We start from the raw sequence: 24,207 nt of genomic DNA, 5'->3' as shown, positions 1-24,207 counted from the left end.
AGCTCACATAAGAAAAGCCTAATAGAGATCGAGCTTTTACGTCAATAGTTTTTTTCCATTTTTCTCAGGAACATATTCTCCTAGCAATTATAGGTCTGCATAATTTTTCGACACCAAAAAGAACAGCGCCGCATTTCCATGCGGCGCTGATATTTATTATCATTCCATTATTCTAAGCGATAATTGTTCCAGAAGTATACAAAGCCGCTTCATCTGTCAGGCCCGTTACGCCCGATATTGTCGCAACCTGCTGCAAACCATAAACAGAACCAACACCATCTTGATCGACAAATAGAGCAGAGTCCGTTCCATTGTCGGTGACTTGAACAAAGTCGGTAATGACATCAACTAACGGATCAAAAGCCGACAGCAAATCGGATATATCAATGACATCGTTATCCAGCAGACTAAAATCACCGATGATATCAACATTGTTGAATGCGCTCGCGGATTCAAACACAAATGTATCTGCACCAGAGCCGCCCAATAAGGTGTCTAGCCCATCTTCACCATAAAGCTGATCGTTACCACCGAGGCCAGACAAGACGTCATTTCCACTTCCGCCTTTCAAAACGTTTGCCACGGTATTTCCGGTTATTGTATCCGCATAAGATGATCCCGTTACATTCTCAAAATTTGACAATGTATCAGTACCCTGGCCGGTTGCTGTTCCAGCGGCCAAACTTACGGTAACTGCAGCCGTAGACCCAGTAAACATAGCGGTGTCATTACCATCGCCTCCATTCATCGTGTCATTCCCGACACCACCGAAGATGACATCGTCACCAGCATCCCCGTTAATTATATCGTTACCTGTACCACCATGGATCCAATCATGACCATCGCCGCCATGAACCGTATCATTACCTAGGTCTGCATGGATTTGATCTGCAAAAGCGCTTCCGGTAATGGTGTTAACGTTTGTGCCGCCAATAATCGTTCGTCCCTCAGTCGCCGTACTTGAGTCCTGAGATGCCGTCGTGTTGCCCATCTGAACCCATTCAGATGTCCCATAACGTGCGAAATTCAACGAAAATCCGTCAGCAAAACGAATTTCTTCAACCTTACGATCCGTCAATGTTGTGCTTACCTGATTGTAAACGACGATCTCATGAAGACTTGTACCATTAAAGTCGACCTTCACATCATCTGCAACTGAACCGGAATCGTGGTTCTCCGTATAGAAATCAAGATTTTCAGAACTTACTGCGTCCATAAACTGGATGATATCGTATCCACCAACATCTGTAATGAAATCTTCATCATCAGCGTAAATAAACTGATACGTATCATCGCCTAATCCGCCATCGAGGTTGTCATCTCCTTTATTGCCGACAAGAATATCATTCCCATCTCCCGCAGTAAGCGTATTTGCAGAGCTATTACCAATCATTACATCATTATATGATGAGGCTATATACCGCTCAAAATTCGAGAACGTATCGGTTCCCATTCCTGTAGCAATGCCCGTTAAAAGATTAATATTTACACCTGATGTCGCGTTGACATACGTCAAAATATCAATGGATCCGCTATCACCATTAAGCGTGTCGTCTCCATCATCACCATAGATAATGTCGTTTCCTGTTCCACCATAAACAGCGTCGTTTCCATTGCCTCCGTAGAGGATATCATTATGGGCATCGCCATAAATGATATCATCACCATCACCACCGTAAATTATATCGGCATTGTCATTACCATGGAGCGTATCTCCACCTTCATTGCCTTCAATATAATCATCGTCACTTCCGCCATTAATGATGTCATCACCCAAACCGCCATACAAATAATCATAACCGGTTGATCCGTTTATGGTATCATTTCCATCTTCACCATAAACCTCATCATTTCCAGACCCTGCCGAAATGTTATCGTTTCCTTCTCGGCCATATATCAAATCGGCCGCACTGGTCCCACTGATAATATCATCCCCTGACGTTCCTAAAATTTGCGGGATAATTGTCATCTCCGAGAGATCATCAAAAACAATTTTTTCAATGACCTTCGAGCTACTGGCGTAATGATTTTTAACAGTAATGCTGGAAGATGACATGGACGTAATCGTAATTAGCAAGTCATCTCCAACGCGCGACAGGGAAATATCTGAACTTAGTATCCCTACACCCATCTGGATAATGTCGTTTCCACTTGTTTCTTCAAAAATATCTTGCCCATCACCAAGATTATACAGATACGTATCATTTCCTTCGCGACCACGTAACGTATCATTGCCTGCGCTACCCATTACAACATCATTTGTGATGAATGCGGTGACAGTGTCATTTCCTGATGTCGTCTGAGATTCGATAGCTTTTTGACGGAGATCATAACTGCTCCAAACCGTATTATCTGCAAAAACAACCTGATCTAGGCGATAAACGTTATAGCTATACCGTTCCTGATCTAAAAATGTAACAGAATCTGTCGTTCCGATAATTGAGAGAACGATACTGTCATTGGAGCCTTTTGTTACGAGAATATCTGCCGGATCAACGCCTGACAAAATATTCACCGTATCAAAACCACCGTTATCATCAAACGTATCCTGACCATATCCGAGACCGAATACGTATGTGTCATCTCCCCCTTGGCCATTGACGTAATCGTCACCAGCGCCCGCATCTAGATAGTCATCATGCTTGTTCCAGCCATACACAGTATCATTTCCGGATGTAGTTGCCGTATCGATCGCCATCAAGCGAAGATCGGCCGCCGTCCACGTTGCTCCATTGGCGAAATTGACCGTTTCTACACGAGCCGTGAAATAAGAATCAAATTCTTGCTCATAAATTTCGACCCAGTCTGAAGTCCCGCTAACTGCCAGCTTTATACTGTCTTTAGCTACACGGGTGACAATAATATCTTCAGGATCAATTCCTTCTAAGAAGATGATTTTGTCATTTCGGCTTGTGTTGCCATTACTCTGAAGAGACCCGGCATCAACCGTATCCTGGCCAAATCCTGGAGCGAAAACATAATTATCATTACCATGGCTCCCTTCCAATCGATCATTACCAGCTCCACCGATCAGCGTGTCGTTTCCATCCTGACCATAAAGCGTGTCGTTTCCTGCACCACCTTGAAGTATATCGCTTCCTGTTCCGCCATAGAGCGTATCGTTTCCATCGCCCCCCAGAAGATTGTCATTACCTGATCCACCGGAAAGATAGTCATTTCCGCCCTGGCCAGAAAGGTAATCATCCTGGTTTTCGCCGTACAGAAAATCTGGCAGATAATCACCAATCAACACGTCATAACCATCGCCGCCATAGAATTTTGCGGCGGCACCGGTGGCTTGCATTGTATCGTTAGCGGCGTAGCCATAGGCCAATAGTGTTTGATATGAATCTCCACTCAGATTCATATTGTCTGCTCCTGCAGTGCCATAGAATTTTTGTTCGACAATTGCCGCAATATCAATTTCAGAGCTGTCGTAATCGAAGATAATTTTTTCAATACGGGCGTTGGCGTCGCCATATCCATCAATCGTGATGAAACTTCCCGTACTGAGCGCAATGATGAGCTCGTCACCAAAACGGTAAATATCCGAAATATTGGCCGTTGTCAGGTTTGTAGAGGCCAGAACATGGATTGTGTCATAACCATCACCACCCACTTCTGAGATCGTGTCGTTTCCGGCTTCGTATTCATAAATATCATCACCTGTTCCGCCCAACAGGTAATCATCACCGGCACCGCCGTTCAACGTATCATTACCAGCCCCGCCGATCAGTTTGTCATGACCATCTAGACCATTGATGACGTCATTCCCGCCACGGCCATCAAATTCATTGTCGGTGTAACCACCGGCATTATTGTCCGTAATCGTGTCGTCCGATGACGTGCCTTGTGTATAATTATCGTAATAAATTTCGAATGAACCCCAGTCATCCGCGCTATCGATAATGGTGCCGAGCGTGCTGTTCATTAAATTGACAACATCCTGCCAATCATCCAGCCCCGGATGGTTCGTCGCATCGACCGCCGCATCCAGCGCGGTTATCTCTGCCGTTGTCAGATTGCCAAGACCCTTGGTATAGCCGATAAACTGCGCAAAACGCGTCCAGACCGCGGATGGATCAGAAGCGCCAGATGCTGCTGTTTCAATCGCATTAACGCCAGACTGAAGGAGCGTCAAATCACCACCAACAGACCAATTATTTACACTATATGAAGGATTTTCAAAAATCTGATCTCCCGCCGCCTGCGCGATAATGTGCATTGAAAGCAAGGTACGCACATATCCATAAATCGCCTCTACAAAAGCGCCCGCCTCCGGTAATGGGTTTGGCTTTCCATACTGACGGAACGGCTCGCCCGTGAAGGCTTCATAGAAGGCAAGATGTTTTGCATCAACATAAGCTCCACGACTACCATCAACAATGCCATTAACATCGGCCCATGTAAGCATAAGCGCATCAACAGCACCTTCCGTAGAAGACCAATTTTCCAGCGCCTCCGCAAACCCCATGCCTTCAGAAATATCCTTTAATAGGGTCATCAGGCTGGATGAATCGGTGCCGTTATCGGTAGATACAGCAATACTCAGGTCCTTAAGGCTACCATGCCCCCGGAATTTCGGTAAAAATGCAGCTCTCGGATCAAAATCATAAGCCTGGGCGTTGATTGTGCGCCCAGAATCGTATGTGAACCAGGCGTCAACGATTGTCCGTTTTTCACCATTCATAGTGAACTCAGACTGATGGCTGATCACGTTTCCAGAATTTTGCTGATATGTTCGTGTAGAATCTAAATTAATCGATGTTATTAGCAGGTCATTCAGCGTGTGCAATTCACCTTGACTTGAAATTCCATCACTATTTCCATCAATCCAAACACGCAGGCTTGAGAAAATAGAATCTGACGCATTAATGACATCATCGTTATTGGAATCATACGCAGACAACGACGTAAACCCATCTGTTGTCGCATTCCCAAATAACTCTGAAATATTATCGACCACGCCATTCGCCCCGGGAAGAGCCAGAAGACCATCCTCAGGAGAAACCCATCCCGTCAAGACAGCTTGTCCAGCTCCAAGAAGATCAAAGTACGTGCTTTTTTCACCAAGAGATAAAAGATCAATGCCCGCAGAGCCAAGATCAAGAATTAAAGGAGATGCCTGATCTTCTGGCCCCTCATCTGGCAGCGGCAAATCCTCTCCATCATCATCCGCTGGATCAAAAGATCCTACATCGTGGCTGTTAATTTTTTCAGCATTATCAACCGGTATATCATACACCGCTCCAGCATGATCAGTATCCCCTTTGCCGACCAACTGATAACCGACAGATACTTTTCTGATGTCGTAATTGTCAGGATTGACGTAGTCTCGAATCTGTCCAGATTCATCAACGATGACAACATTGTCCTCACCAACATCACTTGCGTCCTCCACAATCGTTGGGTCTCCAATAATGTTGCCCTCGTGATCATAGACTAGGTAATAGGTATCATCACCCTCACCGCCAATAAAAACGACCCCTTCCTCGGACTTTGTTTTAAATGCATCCTTACCCGATGTTCCGTAAAAAAACTCAATATTCTTCACAATATCAGGAACCCCAGTTTCGTCTCCACTGATATACTTATAAACGGTCCCAGATAATGGGCTCACGATGTTCACGGAGACGCCATTCTGGGCACCCCGATAATCTATCGTATCGAGGTCATCACTTCCGTCATAATCTCCGCCATCAGGATTAGAATTTAGAAAAACATCATCCCCTGCGCCGGCATTAAAAATATCGGCTCCAGCCCTTCCTTCAAAAATTTCATCTCGTTCAGTACCCGTAAAATTATCAACCAATGATCCGCCGATATATTTTTCGAAATTCAAAAATTTCAGGGCCGTACCATTTAATTCCCCCAACGAATTGATTGTCAAATTTTGAGACAGCGCACTAAAATCAAGGACATCTTCCGCATCTTCATCAAGAGCATCAATCGTCAATGCTTCCTCATAAAGACCATGCACTGTAAGGACATCATCCCCTTCACTACCCTGAATTTCCTCAATACTAACAAGCGTATCAATCCCCTCACTTGTCCCACTATCCACGGAGAAAAATTCTTCATCCAGGACAATCTGAACCTCATCCGTTGAAAGCTCGTAGGAGACCGTATCAAACCCTTCTCCACCATCAATATTGTCGTTACCACCACCACCTATAAATTTATTGTCTAACTCATTTCCAAAAAGAAAATCTGTAAAATCCGTCCCTGTTACATTCTCGAAATTGAGAACTGTATCAAAAGGTCCACCACCCGGCCCCGCAACCTCATCTGTACCTGTAACAAAAGCTGTTTGATCCACTAACTTAACAGTTATTCCGCGATCATCCTCAAGGTCCGCATAGCTAATCGTATCAACACCGCCATTACCATCGAAACGGCGGCCAAGGACATGCCTCAACTCATAACCATCATCATACTGCGTTGCTTTGAGGTTGGAAAAATTTCCAAAGAAATAATCTTCGTCTGAATCTGATGAAATGCTAACGACCGTTACCAAATCATCACCATACTCTTCCTGCCAACTCAATAAGCTGCCTTCATCTTCATCACGAAGATTTATTCCTTCATCATTATTAGATAAATCGACTGCGCTGTTCGTCAGAAATTGATGAACAATCATGGCCTCTACGGAGAAAAGGCTGTCAACGTAATCCTCCTCACCGACGGATTGCTCTACAACCCAGTGACTTTTATCTGCCGAGATACTAACACTTACCGTTCCCACCGTATAACTGGCAGAATCAACTCCATCAGAACCATCTAGGCGAACAAGATTCTGCCCATCTCCGCCGTGGAAAATATCATTCCCACCAACATCATAAAAATCGTTATCCTCCTGCCAGCCCCTAAGGTAATCATCTCCTAGCCCTGACAGAAGAATATGTGCACCTGGGTACCCAAACAAAAAATCAGCGGGAAAATTTTCGTATGGATTTAATCCGGCCTTGGACAATACAGAGGCAAAGACAGAGTTTGAGTTGATACCGATAGGATTGTAATCGAAATAACCATTGAGGGAATCAGCAAAATCAACGAGTTGCTGCCACGTCAAAGAGGTTTCTATTTCAGTATAAAATCTATCTCCCACTGTATCCGCAATTCCATTTTCGTCTTTGTCATTCTCTAAATAAGTGTCACCATCAGGATCTGTGTTGTTGTCAAGTCCATCAGAGGAAACGTGTGAAGCAGCACCGTGATCAACTGTTAAAATACCCCAAGGCCCGAGCGCCCCAGGAAATTGCGGTCCACCACGAATAATGCTCTGATTATCTGTTGTTAATAAGGTTTCATCCGGATCATACACAAGATATCCGTGTCCAGCGCCAAAGGGGTTTACCTCATATGCAGCAACGTAAATTATTCCCATTTATCACTCCTACTTCCGCTTATCCGAACCAAAAGATTCCGTATGAACAAATTTTGAACCAATAATCATAGAGACCAGCTTATTCCCATCATCATAAAAGGCGCACAAACGCACTCCCCCGCTGGGAGTTAGTGAAATACTCTGGCTTTTGTATTTAAAATGGTAGACCGCATAATAGGATGCAGATATTTTCTCCAAAAGCTCGCCTCTGACAACCCCGAGAGATCCAAACTCCCCAAAAGAGCCTGATGCACTGATCAGTACAGTTCCATTACTTACAAGCGTATCTTCAATAACTGAGCGTTTTGTACCAATGGGAAAAAAGAATTTTAACACCTCCGATACATCCCTATCAGGATCATCTGAATACTTATAATCTCCATATCGAAATTGCTTAATATCAAAATTTGGATCATGCGGATCCAACACTTTATTTGGCTTACATGCAGACACGCCCACAAGCAAGAAAACCACCAAAATCCATTTATAAAAAGATGGCACAGCCATACCCTCGCTTGTTAATTACAATACGTCAGCCTTATCAAGATTCTGGCATTAGGCCTCTCGATTCTAAACTTAAGAATCGCCACCAAAACACTAGTAAATAGTGTAATATAAAACCAGATAAATTTATGGTTGAGCATATGTAAAGTGTATTACGGTCTTTACAAGCCAATCGCCGCGCTTCGCGCTCTTTCGCAGGTTATAATTGCGGGCGCTATTTTCTCTTGCCTTTATGCTTCCCACGCGGCCTCGGCTGCTCGGAACGGGCCGTTCCCGCCTTGCCGCTGTGGCTGGTTTCCGGTGCTGCATCACCGGATGTTATCGGCTCCCAACTCCCCATGCCATGCAACACGCGATCCGCGTGTTTAACCGCATTCACATGGCCGTAATGATCTTCGATCATTACGGCGCCACCCGTCTATTGCATCAGAAAATAAACACCTTCTTCGTCCAACTAGAACACTATGCACTCCTCAATCAATTTACAGGGAGAAACCGGATGGTTCATGGACCAATCAGCCTAGATGGTAACCAACCCGATGTGATAACCTACAGTATGAAAAACACGCACTAGAAAAATCAATTACCTCTCTCGATCATCCCAAAATAGCGCCCTCCTTTTGGACAAGGAGGGCGCTATTTTTACAGGAAACCTACTGATGAAATTATTTTTAAGGAAACAAAATGAGCACAGCAAAAAATGTAGATGTTTTTAGCCAGATGATTGCAGACTTTTGCACCAAACGAGCATCAACGGTTCTCTCCAATAAAGAAATAAATCGTCTTCAAAACTACCTTCTTGATCTTTTCGATCACCAGAAAATCCCACCATTGGCCAGAAACGGATTGAACTGGAAAGAGATTTCCGCGGCTACAAAAATTGATCACTCATCACTATCTAAAGCTAAACGAGTTATAGAACCCTGCTTTGATGCACTAATCAGAGAAATCAGAAGAAACAAAAGCTACAGAAGCACAAAATCAAAACCCCTCCACGAAATAACCACCGATAAAATAACTGATAGGCCTAAAATTAGGCAACAGGCTGCATTATCATCATCAGATCCATGGGATGACCCAGAAGTTTTCCACGAAGCTTTAGATCTGCATATGAAAAGATATGGCGAGAGTTCCTGGTTCCTGCATAGCGCAATCACCCTACCGAATGAAAAAATTCAAAGAACAACAATATCCGCCTGGAGAAAGGGAACAAAAATACCGCGGAGCATAACAAGCATGGAAATATTAAACAGGATCGAAAAGCGATATCAGCTTCCTACGGGATATTTCAAAAAGAAAATTTCATTCTCTAATCGATCATTACATGGACACAAAATGAAAAACATCTCCGCCGCAGAAAGACGGCGACTATCGTGGCATTTACCAGACGATTTTAACTCTCGTAGCAACACTGAGAAAGAAGAGATCATTAACTGGGTTAGAAATGTTGTTATTTCAGGATCAACCGAATATAGACGCTACCAACGAAGCGCCATTAAACACAGATTTTCAGTGCGCTTTCCCAACGTTATTGATAGCTATGGAAACAACCCTCAACCTAGAAACAAAAAGCAATCATCGCATAACGAAGATGCACCGGCAGGTTTATCTGAAGAGATGAGCGATTTAGTTAAGTTCAAAACATCCACGTTAACCTCCATAGGAGATCAAAGAAACGGCGTCTGGAATCAAGAAACCGCATCTCAAAAAGTAGAACACCTTGGCTTGATGTTTGGCGCTCTATCTGCAGCTAAAGATTCACACACAAAAGGACTTGGAGTCTCAATATACGACATCACGTTCGCATTGCTAATCTTTCCACAGGTATGGGATTGGTATCTGCAGTGGCGCGAGAAACGTAGGGGGTTCTATACAACATGGGAAATAGACATGATCAGCGTTTCTCTTTCATTAACGCGGAAAGATACAGGATGGCTAAGACAGCGCCCGCAACTCGCAGCAAAGCTTAAGCCAATACCCGGACTGATCTCACCAGATGAAATCAAGTTCGTGCAAGAAAATTGGAATTCTGCATGCGACAACTATCTGAAACACGCGCATAACCGATTGAAAGAGATCAAGCATGTCGCAAAAGTACACAGAGACCCATTCGAGCCTATTCTTCCAATACTTGAGTCCCCATCCCCTCTTGGAGAATACAAAAAGATCGCCGAGGAAGTTGCCAAATTTATGCCAGACTATAAGCGATACCCGATCGCTGCAGCCGAATCTGTACGATCTTTCCTCATGATAAGGCTGGGATTACATTTGGGCTTACGGCAAAAAAACCTCCGGCAATTGCTCATTTGTCCTTTAGATAGTCCCCCAACACCAGAACGTCGCCTTGCAGATATGAAGAGAGGTGAAATGCGCTGGAATTACCGTGATAATGCCTGGGAAGTTTTTATTCCGTCCGTAGCCTTTAAAAATTCAGACTCTTCCTATTTTTCAAACAAGCCCTTTAGATTGCTCCTACCAGATTTGGGGGATCTATATAGATATATTGCAGAATATCTTGAAATGCATCGCCCTACGTTGCTCCGTGACGCCCAAGATCCCGGTACGTTTTTTGTCAAAACTGTAAAGACCTCAACGACGGACGCTTCGTACAACCAAACTAACTTTTACGAAGCATGGCGGCTCATTATTCAACGATACGGAATATACAATCCATACACAGGCCGTGGCGCGATTAAAGGCTTGCTACCTCATGGGCCACACAACGTTCGAGATGTTTTGGCCACGCATATACTGAAACAAACAGGCTCATATGAGCAGGCAAGCTACGCCATACAAGACACGCCGGATATGGTTGCCAAGCACTATGGGCGCTTCCTTCCCCAAGACAAGGCCGCATTGGCAGCCAAAATTCTGAATCAGGTTTGGGACACTGCATAGTTAATTAAGATACGAATTATTGGCACGGATCACATTATTTATTATGTTAAATAAATAATGTCTGCCATCATTTAAAAAGTACTCCAACAGAATTCCCTGTATTTTCCCTGAAAAACAGGGAATTCTGTTGAGAATAGTTCGACGGTGACTACGCACACCGCCATCTAGTCTCAGGGAATCCTAACTTCTGAGAATACAGCCCCAAAGCCCCGGCATTCCGCGCGGTTCTTGGATCTCCCTAGACAAACACAGCACTGAGAATGCGCCAATTCAGAGTATCCCTCCCGTTTTTCTCAGTTCCACAATTTCGAGTTAGGTTTGGCGATATGGCCAGCCTCATTTCTTCACCGAAAATCAAGCGACCTCGAGTGCCCTGTTGATGTATTTGAGAATATGTGTGGCAGACACACCTTCCCGATCAGCAATTTTTTGAAGCGGCATTCCACGAAAATGTTCGTCCCGCCAGATGATACCCTGCACCCACGCACGGATTTCTGCTTCTGGGCGATCAAAAGGATCACGAATATTTCGCGGCTTATCTGCGGGTGATAGAACCATCGCGCCCGTCTTGGCCCGCCCTGCAACAAACGGAACGCCGTCTCGACGCGATGGGAATTGAAAAATACAAAAACCTCCTGAAGAAAAACACTAAAAACCCCGTTTGGAACGGAGTCGTCAAAGAGGATAACCGTGATTATCTATTCCTGTTCTCTGAGACAGAACGACTTGATTTGGGTCAAATTCATTTGCACAGACCTAGCATAGCATGCGGCCATGCATAGGAATTCATCACATCGCAACTTGGAAAATATCCATCGCCTTTCGCTTGAGAACGGGTTTCTCTTGATGATGCGTATAATTCCTATACCGCTCGTAAATAATACATTGATGCGCCTAGTAAATTTCATATCCGCGTCCGAACCTCGTCTTTTCCAGAGACTGGAGGGGCATCACCACAAATGGTTCGTGATTGATGCCACCAATCTTCCCTTTATCATTTGCCTGCGCCCCGATCCAAAATCGCCCCGATTAAAGGCAAGCAGAAATCGGGATTGTCCCAACGCAGCGTGTCGAATTTCCGGCTCATTCTTGACGCTTCTGGGAATGATTGATGGCCGTTACGATGGTGACGCCCTTTTCTTCAGCAGGGACATTTATATAGAAGGTGACACTGAAGCAGTTGTTTGCCTGCGGAACGCGCTGGACGACATTGATGGCAATATCGCCGACTATGTTGCCCATTTTTTTGGCAAACCAGGGAAAAAAATTTTGAATATCGCCCGAAAGGTCACTCCCCATGCCCACCCAACATAAGCCAGAACTTGTTTGCCCAGCCGGGACCCCCGCCGCGCTAAAAACAGCCGTCGATTCCGGTGCGGATGCAGTGTACTGCGGCTTCAAGAATGCCACAAATGCGCGAAATTTTCCTGGCCTGAACTTCTCATTCGATGAGTTGGCTGAATGCGTTAAATACGCACATGACCGAAAAACAAAGGTTCTTCTGGCCACTAATACATTTCCACCAGCAGGAAAATTTGAGCTCTGGAAGAAGGCTATCGACGATGCCGTTGATATCGGCGTTGATGCTATAATTGTCGCCGACATTGGCGTTGCCAATTACGCTCGCCGTAAGCATCCAAACCTACGCCTGCATCTGTCTGTGCAAGCTGGAGCCCCATCGATCGAGGCCATTAAATACTATTGTGAGGAGTTTAATGTCCAACGCGTTGTTCTCCCCCGCATTCTAACTATCCCAGAAATTAAATCTCTAAAGAAAGATATTTTTTGCGAGATTGAATGTTTCATATTCGGGAATCACGGACTGATGGCCGAAGGGCGGTGTAGCCTAACCAACTACGCAACAGGCCTATCTACGAATATGGATGGTGTATGCTCGCCAGCACATCACGTTTCATATGAAGAGGACAAAGACAAAACGTTGACCGCCAAGTTAAATGGCTTCACGATTGATTGTTTCTCCTGCACACAAAATCCAGGATACCCAACAATATGCAAGGGTCGATATCTCGTCCAACATAAGGACAATCCCTACTATGCGTTTGAAGAACCCGTAAGCCTTAACCTTGCAGACTTACTTCCGGAATTAATCAAAGCTGGCGTTGACGCTTTCAAAATTGAGGGCCGCCAGCGATCAAAAGCTTACATACAAACCGTGGTTTCGTCATGGCGCGAAGCGGTTGATTGCGCTCTGTCAGGAAGAGATGTCAAAACAGATAAGCTCCTCAGCTTGACAGAAGGGCACAAACAGACACAAGGCGCATATGAAAGCAAACGGTGGAGATAAAATGAAAAATGAATCATACTTAACACTTGGCCCCATCCTGTTCCACTGGCCCGCCGAGAAAAAACGTGATTTTTATTTTAAAATCGCGGATGAATCTCCTATTAACACGGTTTATTTAGGAGAGGTAATCTGCTCTAAAAGATCGCCATTTTTTGAAGATCATTACGCAGACGTATCAGAGCGTCTTTTACGGGCAGGAAAAAAGGTTGTTTTTTCATCACTATCAGAAGTTATGATCGCACGAGAAAGGAAAATGACTGCCGGCCTTTGTGAGATGAATGATTTTGAGATTGAAGCGAACGATGCCTCTGCTCTTTATCATTTGCGCGGAAAATCGCACAGAATCGGACAATATTTTAACACCTATAATGAAGAGACATTGTCCTATCTGGCTCAACACGGCGCGACACATATTACAATTCCCGCCGAATTACCCGCCAGCGCTATTGCGATCCTGTGCAAAGCAGCATACGCACACAATGTTTGCCTGGAAGCTCAAGTGTACGGCCGTGTTGGCTTGGCTTTATCTGCTCGCTGTTATCACGCCAGATCACATGGACGCGTTAAGGATAATTGTCAATTCGTGTGTGAGCAAGATCCAAATGGATTATCTCTGAAGACCGTAGACGGAAAAAATTTTCTTTGCATCAACGGCGTCCAAACGTTGTCACACACCTGCCTAAATCTTGTTCACGAAATCGGAGACATGAAAAATATGGGTATCAAGGCGTTTAGAATTTCCCCCCATGACTGCGATATGCTAACCGTAATTGAATGTTTTAGTGCGGTTCTAAACAACAAAATTTCCGCAGAGGACGCCGACAAAAAGATATCTGAATCTGGATTGAATGCCCCTTCAGCAAACGGATTTTATCATGGGCATGAGGGATATCGCTGGAAAAATTCGTCGCATCAATAAGCGCATACGCAACATTGCGTAATTCTATATAAAAACCCGAGTATTGCCAGATTCAACGGCACCCTGCGAAAAGCAAGGTGCCGTTTTTGTTATCTTATAAAGATGTGAATTTTGATCCAGGTCAAATAGGCAAATCGCCCTATAGGGTATGAATCAAGGGTGAGACACAACATCTTGTGTTTTTTATGCGCAATCTTTACCCCCCAAAGCGGATCGAAACCGTAATGGGAATTAACAAAGTTTCAAGAGTTACACAGAACCAACCATAAAAAGACGAGGAAAAACCATGCCCGAAGCTGCATTGACCCTGCCAAACCAACAAAACAACGTACCCGAACAGAACCATACACATCCCGCGGATCCCCACACAGACCAGATCGTAACATTATTTGGCGGAACAAAAATTGACTGCTCTGAAACGGTCAGCGAGTATATTTCCGGTTCAGATTGGCGAATCAATGCGAATGCAAACACAGGCTATTCTAACGCAGGGCTTATTAACAATGTCGCCGGTAAGGTCATTGCGAATTTCTGGCTTGATGAAGTTTATAGCCCCGAAGAAGGATTGGCTCACCGCCAAGGCGACATCCATATTCACGACCTCGACTGTCTGACGGGTTATTGTGCCGGATGGTCTTTGAGAGCGCTTCTAAATGATGGGTTTAACGGCGTTGGTGGACGAACATCATCCCGCCCCCCACGCCATTTCCGGGAAGCCCTTGGCCAGATGAGTAACTTCCTAGGAATTTTGCAATCCGAATGGGCGGGCGCGCAGGCTTTTTCCAGTTTTGACACCTATCTGGCCCCTTACGTCTTTTACGATCAGCTTTCGTTCCGCGAAGTTAAGAAAGCCATTCGCCAGTTTGTTTACAATTTGAATGTTCCGGCACGATGGGGGCAATCGCCATTCACGAATATCACGCTTGATATCACTGTTCCAGACGATCTCAAAAATCAATTCCCAACATATAGCGACCTACACCTATTCAAAAATGTCGATGACGCTTCCCTTTTATTAAAAGCACAATCGCGTGATATGGGGATTCGTAGCCTGGAAGATATGACATTCAAACACTTCACCCCAGAAATGGAGATGATTAACATTGCTTATTATGAGGTCATGACAGAAGGCGATTCAGCAGGACAGCCTTTTACCTTTCCAATCCCAACGGTTAATATTACCGAAGAATTTGACTGGGACAGCAAAGTTGCAGACGCAATTTTTGAAAATACCGCAAAAGTTGGATCATCATATTTCCAAAACTTTATTGGAAGCCAATTCATCGTTGATCCTGTAACTAAAGAACGCCGGAAAAACCCTGAGGCCTACTCGCCCGGCGCCGTCCGCTCCATGTGCTGCAGACTTCAACTTGACTTACGCGAGCTTTTGAAACGTGGAAACGGATTATTCGGATCGGCTGAAATGACCGGATCAATTGGCGTTGTCACTTTAAATATGGCGCGACTTGGCCATCGTTTTAAAGGAGATATGTTGGGCATGACACAAGAGATAGATCGCCTGATGGATATTTCGAAATCAACTCTGGAAAAAAAGAGGATTTTCGCGCAAAAAATGTACGATCGAGGACTATATCCATACACAGCCCGATACCTTCCATTCTTCCGCAATCACTTTTCAACGATTGGTGTTAACGGCATGAATGAAATGATTCGGAATTTTACCGATGACGCGTACGATATTACAGACGAACGTGGCGTCAAAATGTGCCTTGATATTCTTGATTACATGCGTGAAAAACTCCTAGGCTACCAAGAGCAGACAGGAAACCTGTATAATTTGGAAGCAACCCCCGCAGAAGGGACAACATATCGCTTTGCAAAAGAAGATAAAAAACGTTTCCCTGACATTATTCAGGCTGGCTTTGGGGATAATATCTATTATACAAACTCGTCTCAGATCCCCGTCGATCATACAGAAGACCCGTTTGAGGCACTCGAGCTGCAGAATAGATTGCAATGCAAATATACCGGCGGGACAGTCCTGCATCTCTATATGAACGAAAAACTGTCCAGCGCTGATGCCTGCAAACGATTCATTCGAAAGGTTCTTGGAACGTACCAACTTCCATACATCACAATAACACCCGTTTTTTCAGTTTGCGACACACACGGATACCTAAACGGAGAACAACCGGAATGTCCTCATTGCAAAGAAAAAACGAAAGTATGGACACGTGTGATGGGATATTTCCGTCCTGTCGATAGCTTTAACAAAGGAAAAAAAGGCGAACATCGCCAACGAAAACACTTTGTTGAAGACTGGGTTGATACCGGAAATCTCTTTACAGGCGCATAATTTAATGCAGTCAGAAGACTTGATAAAACAGAATACAGATGAACACCCGGTGAAAAAACCGGGTGTTCTCCCTATTTATTCCGTTACGCCATTTACCATGCTTGATTTTCCCGGACGAACAGCCTGCATTGTATGGTTTACGGGTTGTAATATGCGATGCCCTTACTGCCATAATCCACAAATTGTAAAAGGTAAAGGACGCGGAAATATTCATGAAGTCATGGCTTTTCTTAAAAAGCGGCGCGGTCTCCTTGACGGCGTGGTGCTCTCAGGCGGGGAAGCGTCTGCCTATCCAGGACTACCAGATTTCATCAAAGATCTAAAAGATATGGGCTATGCCATCAAACTCGATACAAACGGGTTGCGACCGGATATCATCCGGTCGCACATAGATAGCGGCCTAATTGATTACATAGCCCTTGATTACAAAGCACCGCCGGATAAATTCAAACGCGTCACCGGAACCGATAAATATGAACTATTCTCTCAGACACTTGACATTCTTTGCACACAAAAGACGGTAGAATTTGAGACACGTACGACGGTTCATACAGACCTGATATCCGAACATGATGTTTCATTAATAATACGCGATCTTGAGATGCGCGGTTTTACCGGAACACACGCTATTCAAAACTTCACTCATAGCGATGACCGCCCCACCTTAGGATTTATGAAACAACAAACCCGGATTATCGACATAACACAAATTTATAAATCTCAATCAATGAATGTCATATTTAGAAATTTTTGATGGCGATCGGCTGACCAATAAGCAACCCCACACCATACAGGTCATGAAAATTAGAGCCTCTACACATTACGGGATACATTCCATGATCTATTTATCGGATCACGCTGAACGCTTGTGTAGTATACGAGAGATTGCTAATTATTACGGGTTTTCATACCATCATCTTGTAAAAGTCGTCGGGACATTATCACGCTTGGGCTATATTGGCAGCGTCAGAGGAAAAAAAGGGGGCATCTTTCTGGTGGCGCAGCCGGACCATATACGACTAGGCACCTTATTTTGCACCCTGGAAACAAAAAACACCCATCCGCCGTCCCCTATAATGCCATACTTGATGGTTGCACAGAAATCCTTTATTTCTGCTTTAAATCAATACACGCTTTCGGATATTAGAAGCCATGCAAACAGATCGATATAGCCGACAGACTTGTCTTCCTGAAATTGGGCATGACGGCCAGAAAAAACTATCCGAATCATCAATTTTGTGCGTCGGCGCTGGCGGTTTAGGGTCCCCGGCATTGCTTTATCTTGCCGCCGCTGGCATCGGGAAAATAGGAATTATTGATTTTGACAGAATAGATGAAAGCAATCTACAACGACAAATTATCTTTTCTAGTAACAATGTAGGCCAATCAAAAGCAAAAATCGCCGCGGAAAGAGTACTATCGTTAAATCCGCACATTACCGTTGAATATTACGATGCCACTCTTACACCAGCAATGGCGCAGTCGCTTTTTCCAGCTTACGATATAATTATAGATGGAACCGATAATTTTGATGCTAAATTTCTGATAAACGATGCCGCTGTCAAATTTGGGAAGCCTTGGATTTATGGATCCATCCAGGGATTTGACGGACAGGCCAGCGTATTCAATGATAAAGATGGCCCGTGTTATCGCTGCTTGTATCCGGAAAAACCAAAAGCCAATATTATGAATTGCGCAGAATCCGGTGTCATTGGCGCCGTCGCCGGCCTGATCGGCGTAACCCAGGCCTTGCAAGCCATCCAGATCATTACGGCACACAAAAGTTTTTCGTCACTTAGCGGTCTTTTGTGGATGCTGGATACACGATCAATGCAAGTGCGCACACTCTCTATCAGGAAAAATATGCAATGCAAGATATGCAGCATTAATAGGGATGAGATTATTCTTAACTACACTCCTCCATCATGCGGATCAATATCTGAAGTAACGATCTCGGATTTAAATACCCTTTCAGACGTATGCCTTATTGACGTTCGAGAGGAAAATGAATGGGAAAACGGACACATAGAAGGCGCTCTATTGTGCCCCCTGTCAAAAATTATGATCGGCGAAACACCAGATATTACAAAAAATTCAACTATCGTCCTGTACTGCCAAAAAGGTGTGCGTAGCCTACAAGCAGCAAGAAAAGTGAAGGAGAAAATATCACAGCCTATATTTAGCCTTTCCGGTGGTTATGATGCCTGGTTAAAATATAAAACAGACGAAACGCAAAACCACTAGCCGCGTTAAAGAAACTTACATGGACCATAGAACAACAAAAACAAAGAGGTTGCTGAGAAAATATTTTCAACAGCCTCCCAAAACGTTCTTTCTGTGTGCGGGTTGGGCCTTCTTGGCTTTAGCTTTTATTGGTGTCTTTGTCCCATTACTACCGACAACACCACTTATTATAGTGGCCGCAGCTTGTTTTTCCCGCTCATCAAAGCAAATGGAAACATGGCTTTTGCGTCACCCTGAATTTGGAAATTTTCTAATAAACTGGCGCATGTATGGCGCAATTCCAACCAAGGGAAAGTGGCTGGCATTTATTGGATGCATCAGCGGATTTTTGATTTTTATATTAGGAAAACAGCCCGGTTGGCCGTTAATCATAATTGTCGCGGTGGGAATGCTTATTCCTCTCATATATATTTTTACAAGGCCATCTTGTCTTAAAATCCCTTCCGCCCCTTTAGGAGAAAAATAAACCACTATCCTTTTCAAGGGAAAGAATGAAGCCGTTATATTCAAAGCCAGATGAAAGAAGCATATCATTTAAAAACCGAACACCGCTTTCTGCACCACTATTCAAACAAGATTGAGAATTTTCACACTCCATTAACTCTCTATAAAGCGGCACAATAACAGATTGAATAGAATCCCGTGATGGCGAACGGTACGTTGAATGATAACCAATGATCTTCCCATGATCGTCAAAAGACGGTGTAACATGAAGTAAAGCCCAGTAGAAATTGCCACTTTTAGTAAGATTCAAAACGTATGAAAAATTCTCATATCCAGAACTGATTTGATTCCAGATAATTTTAAAAATGCTGCGTGGCATGTCCGGATGACGCACAACGTTATGCGAACGACCTATCAAATCCTTTTCTTTATAACCGGAAAAATTCAGAAAATCCCTACTCGCATATGTTATAAAACCACGAGCATCTGTTTTGCTGACGAGAATGTCGTTTTCATGAAAAACAACCTCAACCCCGGTAGAGCTTTTATTCTGTGCGCGCATAACAAACCCTGATGCATATGATTTTTAGCCGTAAAAATCATATGGATTTATAGAACGAACAGTCTTTGATTCAAATCAAGGACAATAATTGCTTGATTTTTTCTTGATCTTATAAAGAAAATCCAAATCGGATTAACAGTCTGACCGCCACATACAATATTAAAATTGCGGTCACACCCCTAATAAAAACCTGATTTATTGGTCCCGCCCCCAAATACGATCCAATCTGCCCGCCTATAAACACCATCGGGAGCAAAGGAGCATAAGGTAGGGCAAGGTATATAATGTCGTAACGTTCAAGTTTAACAACTTGCCCTGTTATACCCGCCAAAGAATTCATCAAAATGAAAAGTGAGCATGCACCAGCAATTTGCCTAGCATTACCCCAGTGCAAAAAATAGAGAACCGGCGCAAGAAAGATGCCCCCGCCTATTCCCGTTAACCCAGCCATCAACCCAAGAGAAGTTCCGAAAACTGGCGCAAAGAACCAACTATTTCTAGGGTCAGGCGCTTTATGGCCATCAAAAAATGTACGATCTGGAAGCAACAGCTTGATACCAGACAAAAGCAACATAATTCCTAGAATTCCGATGAATGCCACCTCAGAGATTGGTAGAGAACCGCCAATAAAAGAAGCTGGCATAGAGAATAATATCCATGGAAGAATACGCCGCGAAGAAAAACCCCCATGACGGGAAAAGTACCAAACCCCTCCAATTACAACGACAATGTTGCACGCCAAAGAAACAAATGGGATTATTTTATAGTTCGCGTCGAACAACACCAATATCGCGTTATAGGTTGATCCACCACCGAACCCGACACTGGCATACAGTAAAGCGGTACAGAAAAAAAGCCCCGCCGGAATAATCATTTAAACAGCCTTCCTTCCTCGGCTATCTTTTCGAATATCAACCTGCAAAGTTACATCAATGTTACCAGACTTCATCGACAGACCTTCACGATTTTTTCCTATCGCAGAAAGGAATGAAATATCCTTGTGCGTTACACCAAAAGATAAATCGATGCACGCCCCCCCATCTGGAACATTACTCACAAGAAACTTGATAGGATCAGCATTATCGTCGGCGGGAAAAATAATTCTTGTAACAAAAACACCGGTATCAAAGCGCGTTTCTTGTGTGATCACTCCCTGCTCGATCAGGGCATTTAATTCGAATTCAGAAATCTTAAACGTTATCGAATTACCGGAAATTTTAACATTCATAACTTTCCACCTCATCCCACTCTTTGGGTGTATTCGCATTCTTCATGAAATCATCACAATCATTAGGCAATGAAACTGGATATATTCCTTGCTCTGATAAAAAACCACGGACAGAATTGCGTGATGATGGGAAAAAAGGCGGGGTAATATACGCAGGCAATGGCCACCCTGTATAATACCCTCCTTGCTCCTGCGACAGTAAGCCTTTTAACGCACGAGCAGGCAAAAGCGGCATATCTACTGGGACAAAAAGGTATCCTTTATAGCCCGATTTATAGCGCAAAACACTCTTTATGCCCTGCACTGGGCCTGTATGTGGAAGTGAATCCTCAATGCATGGATAGCCGGGGAAAGACCCGCTGACAAAAACATCCTTCAAGCCCAGGCTGTAGAGAGTATCCATCATATGAAGCAGCAGAACTTTTCCACGGAAATTCAGCAAAGCTTTATCCCGCCCCATACGGCGTGATTGCCCACCGGCCAGAACGACACCTACAACACCAGGATAACTAACCATGCTTTCCATTACAGCATTTACCACAGCAGGTAACACTGAGCTCGCTCTCAACCCTAAGCGAATGACCGGGAAGCCACTCACTCTTTCCATCCACATAATGTTCTTTTTTCCAGATTGGGAGACGCCTTTTTATTTCTTCAATGACGTAGCGGCAGGCCTCGAAGCTTTCAGCGCGGTGCGGTGAGCTAACCGCAATTGCTACGCTAATACCACCAACGGGCAATTCCCCCTTATAATGCTCAACAGCATAGTGTGTTCCGGGCCAGACCCCCTGCCCCTCGCAGCAAATATCGCGGAGGACTTTCTCCGCAAGATTTTCGTGCGCATCATACGTTATTCCCACAACGTCTTTTCCATTATGGCTATTTCGTACAGCGCCGACAAAAATATCAATCGCACCACAATCAGCGGACTCAACTTTCTTCACTAGATTTGAAATGGAAATTTGTGCTGTTTTCACAGCTACATAAACTGTCATCTTATCCTCCACAAACAGGCGGAAGAATTGAAAGAGAGCAATCAACATCTAGTACAAATTCATCGGGAAGCACATCTGTATCATTAGCAAATACAGAGTCATCAATTAACAAGGCATAATCCTGACCAAGATGGTTGCACAACAATTTTCGAACGGCGCCAATTGTAACAGGTGGCGAAATATCCAAATCTGATTTGCTGCCCAGAGACCTGAAAGCACCATAGTGAATGACAGAAACTTTCATTCTACACCTCGAAGCCTTGCTTTCTGATCTTGTCTAACGCATCACCGATATATGGACCAATAATTTCCCAACACTCCTGCACAGCTTTTGGCGACCCTGGAAATGCAATGACAAGAGTTGATCCAATCATTCCGGCTGTCATGCGTGAAAGCCATGCCGTATCGACATAATGTAAACTTTCCATACGCATAAAATCACCAATTCCATCAAGAACTCTGTCACTGATACGTGCCAGGACATCGGGAGTTACATCGCGTGGCCCCGGCCCCGTCCCGCCGGATGCAATGAGAATGTCCAGTTTGTTCGCGTGACACATATCGAGCATCACTTTCGCGATATCGTCCTGACGATCCGGAATAACATCATACGCACAAACATCCGCACCAGCAGAACAGAGAATATCTTTCAACAATGCACCCGATAAGTCTTCATAAGCACCTGAAGAAGCACGATCGCTCATGACTAGAATTCCAGCTTTCTTTCCCGACAAAAATAGTGCGGTCGGTAACTGCTCCTGCAACCATTCCGGAATGCCACGTGGATTGGTCCAAACGCCACTCTTACCACCTGTTTTGATCAGCAACCTGATATCTTCTATCAAGAGGTCCGGATCAATTCCCTTGGTCAGATCCCATATCGTCAACAGAGCCGCATTGACTCCGGCCAAAGCCTCCATTTCGACGCCCGTCTTCGCGTAGGCCGCAGCCTGCACATAAACATCAATGCTATGATCAGTCTCCTTCAAGTCGCAATGGACCGTCACCTGATCCAAGGGCAAGGTATGGCACATAGGAATAAAATCCGGGGTTCTTTTCGCCCCCATAATCCCTGCTGCTTCCGCTAAAGCCAAAACATTCCCCTTGGGCAAAGTCCCGTCACGCACAGCAAAAAACGCCTCTGGGCTCAAACAAATTGTTCCACAAGCCACCGCACGACGCCGCGTAGGTCGTTTGCGCCCGACGTCGATCATCTTGAAATTTGGATCGTGGCTGACTTTGAAGTTCAGAATATCCTTTGCCGGTTTCATGATAAGCTCTACTCCTTTATCTATCCACCAATTGATGCCAAATGTGGCGTTGCGCCTGTATCACCATCATGTAAAAAATGGCTGGATTTTTTAAAATTCATTAGATTCATTATCTTATCCTGCAAATCCTGACATTGATCATCTCTCTGTAAAAGGTCACGAAGCGGATACCCGCCCTCTCCAAATAAACACAAATGCAAATTCCCCTTTGCTGACACCCGCAGTCGATTACACGTTTTGCAGAAATCCTTTGCATACGGCGCAATCAGCCCGATCGTTCCAAGACTTTTTTCATGAGAAAATTCGACGGCAGGTCCCGCACCTTCAGAACGAGGATTTATGGACCATCCGCGCTCAAGAAGACGTTGTGTAACATGAATTCCGGACAAATGGTGCGCTGAGAAATAATCCCCGTTTTCCCCTGTACGCATTAGCTCAATAAAGCGCAAAGACACTGGTTTATCTGCTACGAAATCAACGAAATCATCGATTTCATCATCATTCATACCACGCAACAAAACGGTGTTTATTTTGACTGTTTTGAACCCAACACGAAAACACTCATTCATACCATCCATGATTTCAGCCAAACGATCATGTCCGGTAATTGCTTCAAACTGTCGTGGATTTAACGAATCAATGCTAATATTTATGGCGCTAAGCCCGGCTTCGTAATATTCTTTTGCGCGCTCCGGCAATTTATATCCATTGGTGGTAAACGCCAGTTTTTCAATACCATGAATGCCTGAAATATCGCGCGCGATCTCAATGAAATCCGGACGAATAGTTGGCTCTCCACCCGTCAAACGAATTTTCCACACGCCCATTCCGGAGAATGCACGAACAAGGCGTAAAATTTCATCGCGCGACAAAAAACTTTCGCATCCCGTCTTTTTGTAACCATCAGGCAAACAATATGAGCAACGAAAGTTACAAATGTCCGTCAATGACAGGCGCAAATAAGGAAAGCGCCTACCGAAAGTATCCGCAATTTGCGGTGTTTTTTCCATGTCTGTTCTCCTTTCCAAACGTGGGAGGCCGGAGCGTTTCCACTACGACCCCGGCCTGTCGTCCATATACCGAATCAATACGGCACTTAGGTGCGACAGGCTCGGAGTTGCAACGCACTGTAA

The 24,207-nt window shown here is 44.4% G+C and carries 20 protein-coding genes and 1 riboswitch; of the genes, 9 read left to right on the top strand and 11 right to left on the bottom strand.

What is annotated here, in order from left to right; all coding sequences use genetic code 11:
* Positions 1–172: 172 nt before the first annotated feature.
* The 3 genes from A11S_RS04055 to A11S_RS11880 form a co-directional block, all read right to left on the bottom strand.
* A complete protein-coding gene (locus A11S_RS04055; RefSeq protein WP_041802434.1) occupies positions 173–7,387 on the bottom strand; it encodes a calcium-binding protein in 7,215 nt (2,404 codons plus the stop codon).
* 9 nt (positions 7,388–7,396) lie between these two features.
* Complete coding sequence (locus tag A11S_RS04050) at positions 7,397–7,894, bottom strand: hypothetical protein (RefSeq protein ID WP_041802432.1); 498 nt, start codon at positions 7,892–7,894, stop codon at positions 7,397–7,399.
* A gap of 211 nt (positions 7,895–8,105) precedes the next feature.
* Positions 8,106–8,294 (bottom strand): hypothetical protein, encoded by a 189-nt coding sequence (locus A11S_RS11880; RefSeq protein ID WP_015467225.1) that lies wholly within the window; start codon positions 8,292–8,294, stop codon positions 8,106–8,108.
* 281 nt (positions 8,295–8,575) lie between these two features.
* Between A11S_RS11880 and A11S_RS04040 the strand changes: the two genes are divergently transcribed.
* The 9 genes from A11S_RS04040 (at position 8,576) to A11S_RS11795 (ending at position 19,040) form a co-directional block, all read left to right on the top strand.
* Positions 8,576–10,789, top strand: a complete 2,214-nt coding sequence (locus A11S_RS04040; protein ID WP_015467224.1) for a hypothetical protein — start codon at positions 8,576–8,578, stop codon at positions 10,787–10,789.
* Between the two features lie 846 nt (positions 10,790–11,635).
* A complete protein-coding gene (gene ubiT / locus A11S_RS11805; RefSeq protein ID WP_235068195.1) occupies positions 11,636–12,103 on the top strand; it encodes a ubiquinone anaerobic biosynthesis accessory factor UbiT in 468 nt (155 codons plus the stop codon).
* The gene (ubiU, locus tag A11S_RS04030) at positions 12,087–13,094 is read left to right on the top strand and encodes a ubiquinone anaerobic biosynthesis protein UbiU (RefSeq protein WP_015467222.1); all 1,008 of its coding nucleotides are present in this window, start codon (positions 12,087–12,089) and stop codon (positions 13,092–13,094) included. The genes ubiT and ubiU overlap by 17 nt, the downstream gene beginning before the upstream one ends.
* Positions 13,072–14,013 carry a ubiquinone anaerobic biosynthesis protein UbiV gene (gene ubiV / locus A11S_RS04025; RefSeq protein ID WP_015467221.1) on the top strand — a complete coding sequence of 314 codons (942 nt, stop codon included), beginning with the start codon at positions 13,072–13,074 and terminating at the stop codon, positions 14,011–14,013. The genes ubiU and ubiV overlap by 23 nt, the downstream gene beginning before the upstream one ends.
* A 286-nt stretch (positions 14,014–14,299) precedes the next feature.
* Positions 14,300–16,330, top strand: coding sequence for a ribonucleoside triphosphate reductase (locus tag A11S_RS04020; protein ID WP_015467220.1), 2,031 nt, complete (start codon positions 14,300–14,302; stop codon positions 16,328–16,330).
* Between the two features lie 4 nt (positions 16,331–16,334).
* Positions 16,335–17,084: an anaerobic ribonucleoside-triphosphate reductase activating protein gene (locus A11S_RS04015; protein ID WP_015467219.1), complete on the top strand. Its 750-nt coding sequence runs from the start codon at positions 16,335–16,337 to the stop codon at positions 17,082–17,084.
* Positions 17,062–17,502, top strand: a complete 441-nt coding sequence (locus A11S_RS12235) for an RrF2 family transcriptional regulator (protein ID WP_081604754.1) — start codon at positions 17,062–17,064, stop codon at positions 17,500–17,502. Before A11S_RS04015 ends, A11S_RS12235 begins: the two co-directional genes overlap by 23 nt.
* Positions 17,483–18,574, top strand: a complete 1,092-nt coding sequence (locus A11S_RS04010) for a HesA/MoeB/ThiF family protein (RefSeq protein ID WP_015467217.1) — start codon at positions 17,483–17,485, stop codon at positions 18,572–18,574. Before A11S_RS12235 ends, A11S_RS04010 begins: the two co-directional genes overlap by 20 nt.
* A 19-nt stretch (positions 18,575–18,593) precedes the next feature.
* Positions 18,594–19,040 (top strand): YbaN family protein, encoded by a 447-nt coding sequence (locus A11S_RS11795; RefSeq protein WP_081604753.1) that lies wholly within the window; start codon positions 18,594–18,596, stop codon positions 19,038–19,040.
* Here A11S_RS11795 and A11S_RS11790 read toward each other — a convergent pair.
* The 8 genes from A11S_RS11790 to moaA all read right to left on the bottom strand — a co-directional run bounded on the left by A11S_RS11790 (position 19,026) and on the right by moaA (position 24,084).
* Positions 19,026–19,580: a PAS domain-containing protein gene (locus A11S_RS11790; RefSeq protein ID WP_015467216.1), complete on the bottom strand. Its 555-nt coding sequence runs from the start codon at positions 19,578–19,580 to the stop codon at positions 19,026–19,028. The genes A11S_RS11795 and A11S_RS11790 overlap by 15 nt on opposite strands.
* A 109-nt stretch (positions 19,581–19,689) precedes the next feature.
* Positions 19,690–20,454 (bottom strand): sulfite exporter TauE/SafE family protein, encoded by a 765-nt coding sequence (locus A11S_RS04005; RefSeq protein WP_015467215.1) that lies wholly within the window; start codon positions 20,452–20,454, stop codon positions 19,690–19,692.
* Positions 20,455–20,808: a hypothetical protein gene (locus tag A11S_RS04000; RefSeq protein ID WP_015467214.1), complete on the bottom strand. Its 354-nt coding sequence runs from the start codon at positions 20,806–20,808 to the stop codon at positions 20,455–20,457. It abuts the gene before it with no gap.
* Positions 20,798–21,334 (bottom strand): molybdenum cofactor guanylyltransferase, encoded by a 537-nt coding sequence (gene mobA / locus A11S_RS11785; protein ID WP_158497190.1) that lies wholly within the window; start codon positions 21,332–21,334, stop codon positions 20,798–20,800. The genes A11S_RS04000 and mobA overlap by 11 nt, the downstream gene beginning before the upstream one ends.
* Positions 21,318–21,803 (bottom strand): molybdenum cofactor biosynthesis protein MoaE, encoded by a 486-nt coding sequence (locus A11S_RS03995; protein WP_158497189.1) that lies wholly within the window; start codon positions 21,801–21,803, stop codon positions 21,318–21,320. Before A11S_RS03995 ends, mobA begins: the two co-directional genes overlap by 17 nt.
* Position 21,804: 1 nt before the next feature.
* Positions 21,805–22,047: a MoaD/ThiS family protein gene (locus tag A11S_RS11875; protein ID WP_015467212.1), complete on the bottom strand. Its 243-nt coding sequence runs from the start codon at positions 22,045–22,047 to the stop codon at positions 21,805–21,807.
* Position 22,048: 1 nt separating this feature from the next.
* The gene (gene moaCB, locus A11S_RS03990; protein WP_015467211.1) at positions 22,049–23,074 is read right to left on the bottom strand and encodes a bifunctional molybdenum cofactor biosynthesis protein MoaC/MoaB; all 1,026 of its coding nucleotides are present in this window, start codon (positions 23,072–23,074) and stop codon (positions 22,049–22,051) included.
* A 20-nt stretch (positions 23,075–23,094) separates the two neighbouring features.
* Entirely contained in the window at positions 23,095–24,084 is a 990-nt protein-coding gene (moaA, locus tag A11S_RS03985) for a GTP 3',8-cyclase MoaA (protein ID WP_015467210.1), read from the bottom strand.
* Positions 24,076–24,203: riboswitch (molybdenum cofactor riboswitch) on the bottom strand. It overlaps the preceding gene by 9 nt.
* Positions 24,204–24,207: the final 4 nt, after the last annotated feature.

Origin of the sequence: Micavibrio aeruginosavorus EPB (assembly GCF_000348745.1) — a bacterium.
GTDB lineage: Bacteria > Pseudomonadota > Alphaproteobacteria > Micavibrionales > Micavibrionaceae > Micavibrio > Micavibrio aeruginosavorus_A.
This window is presented reverse-complemented; position numbering and strand designations above follow the sequence as displayed.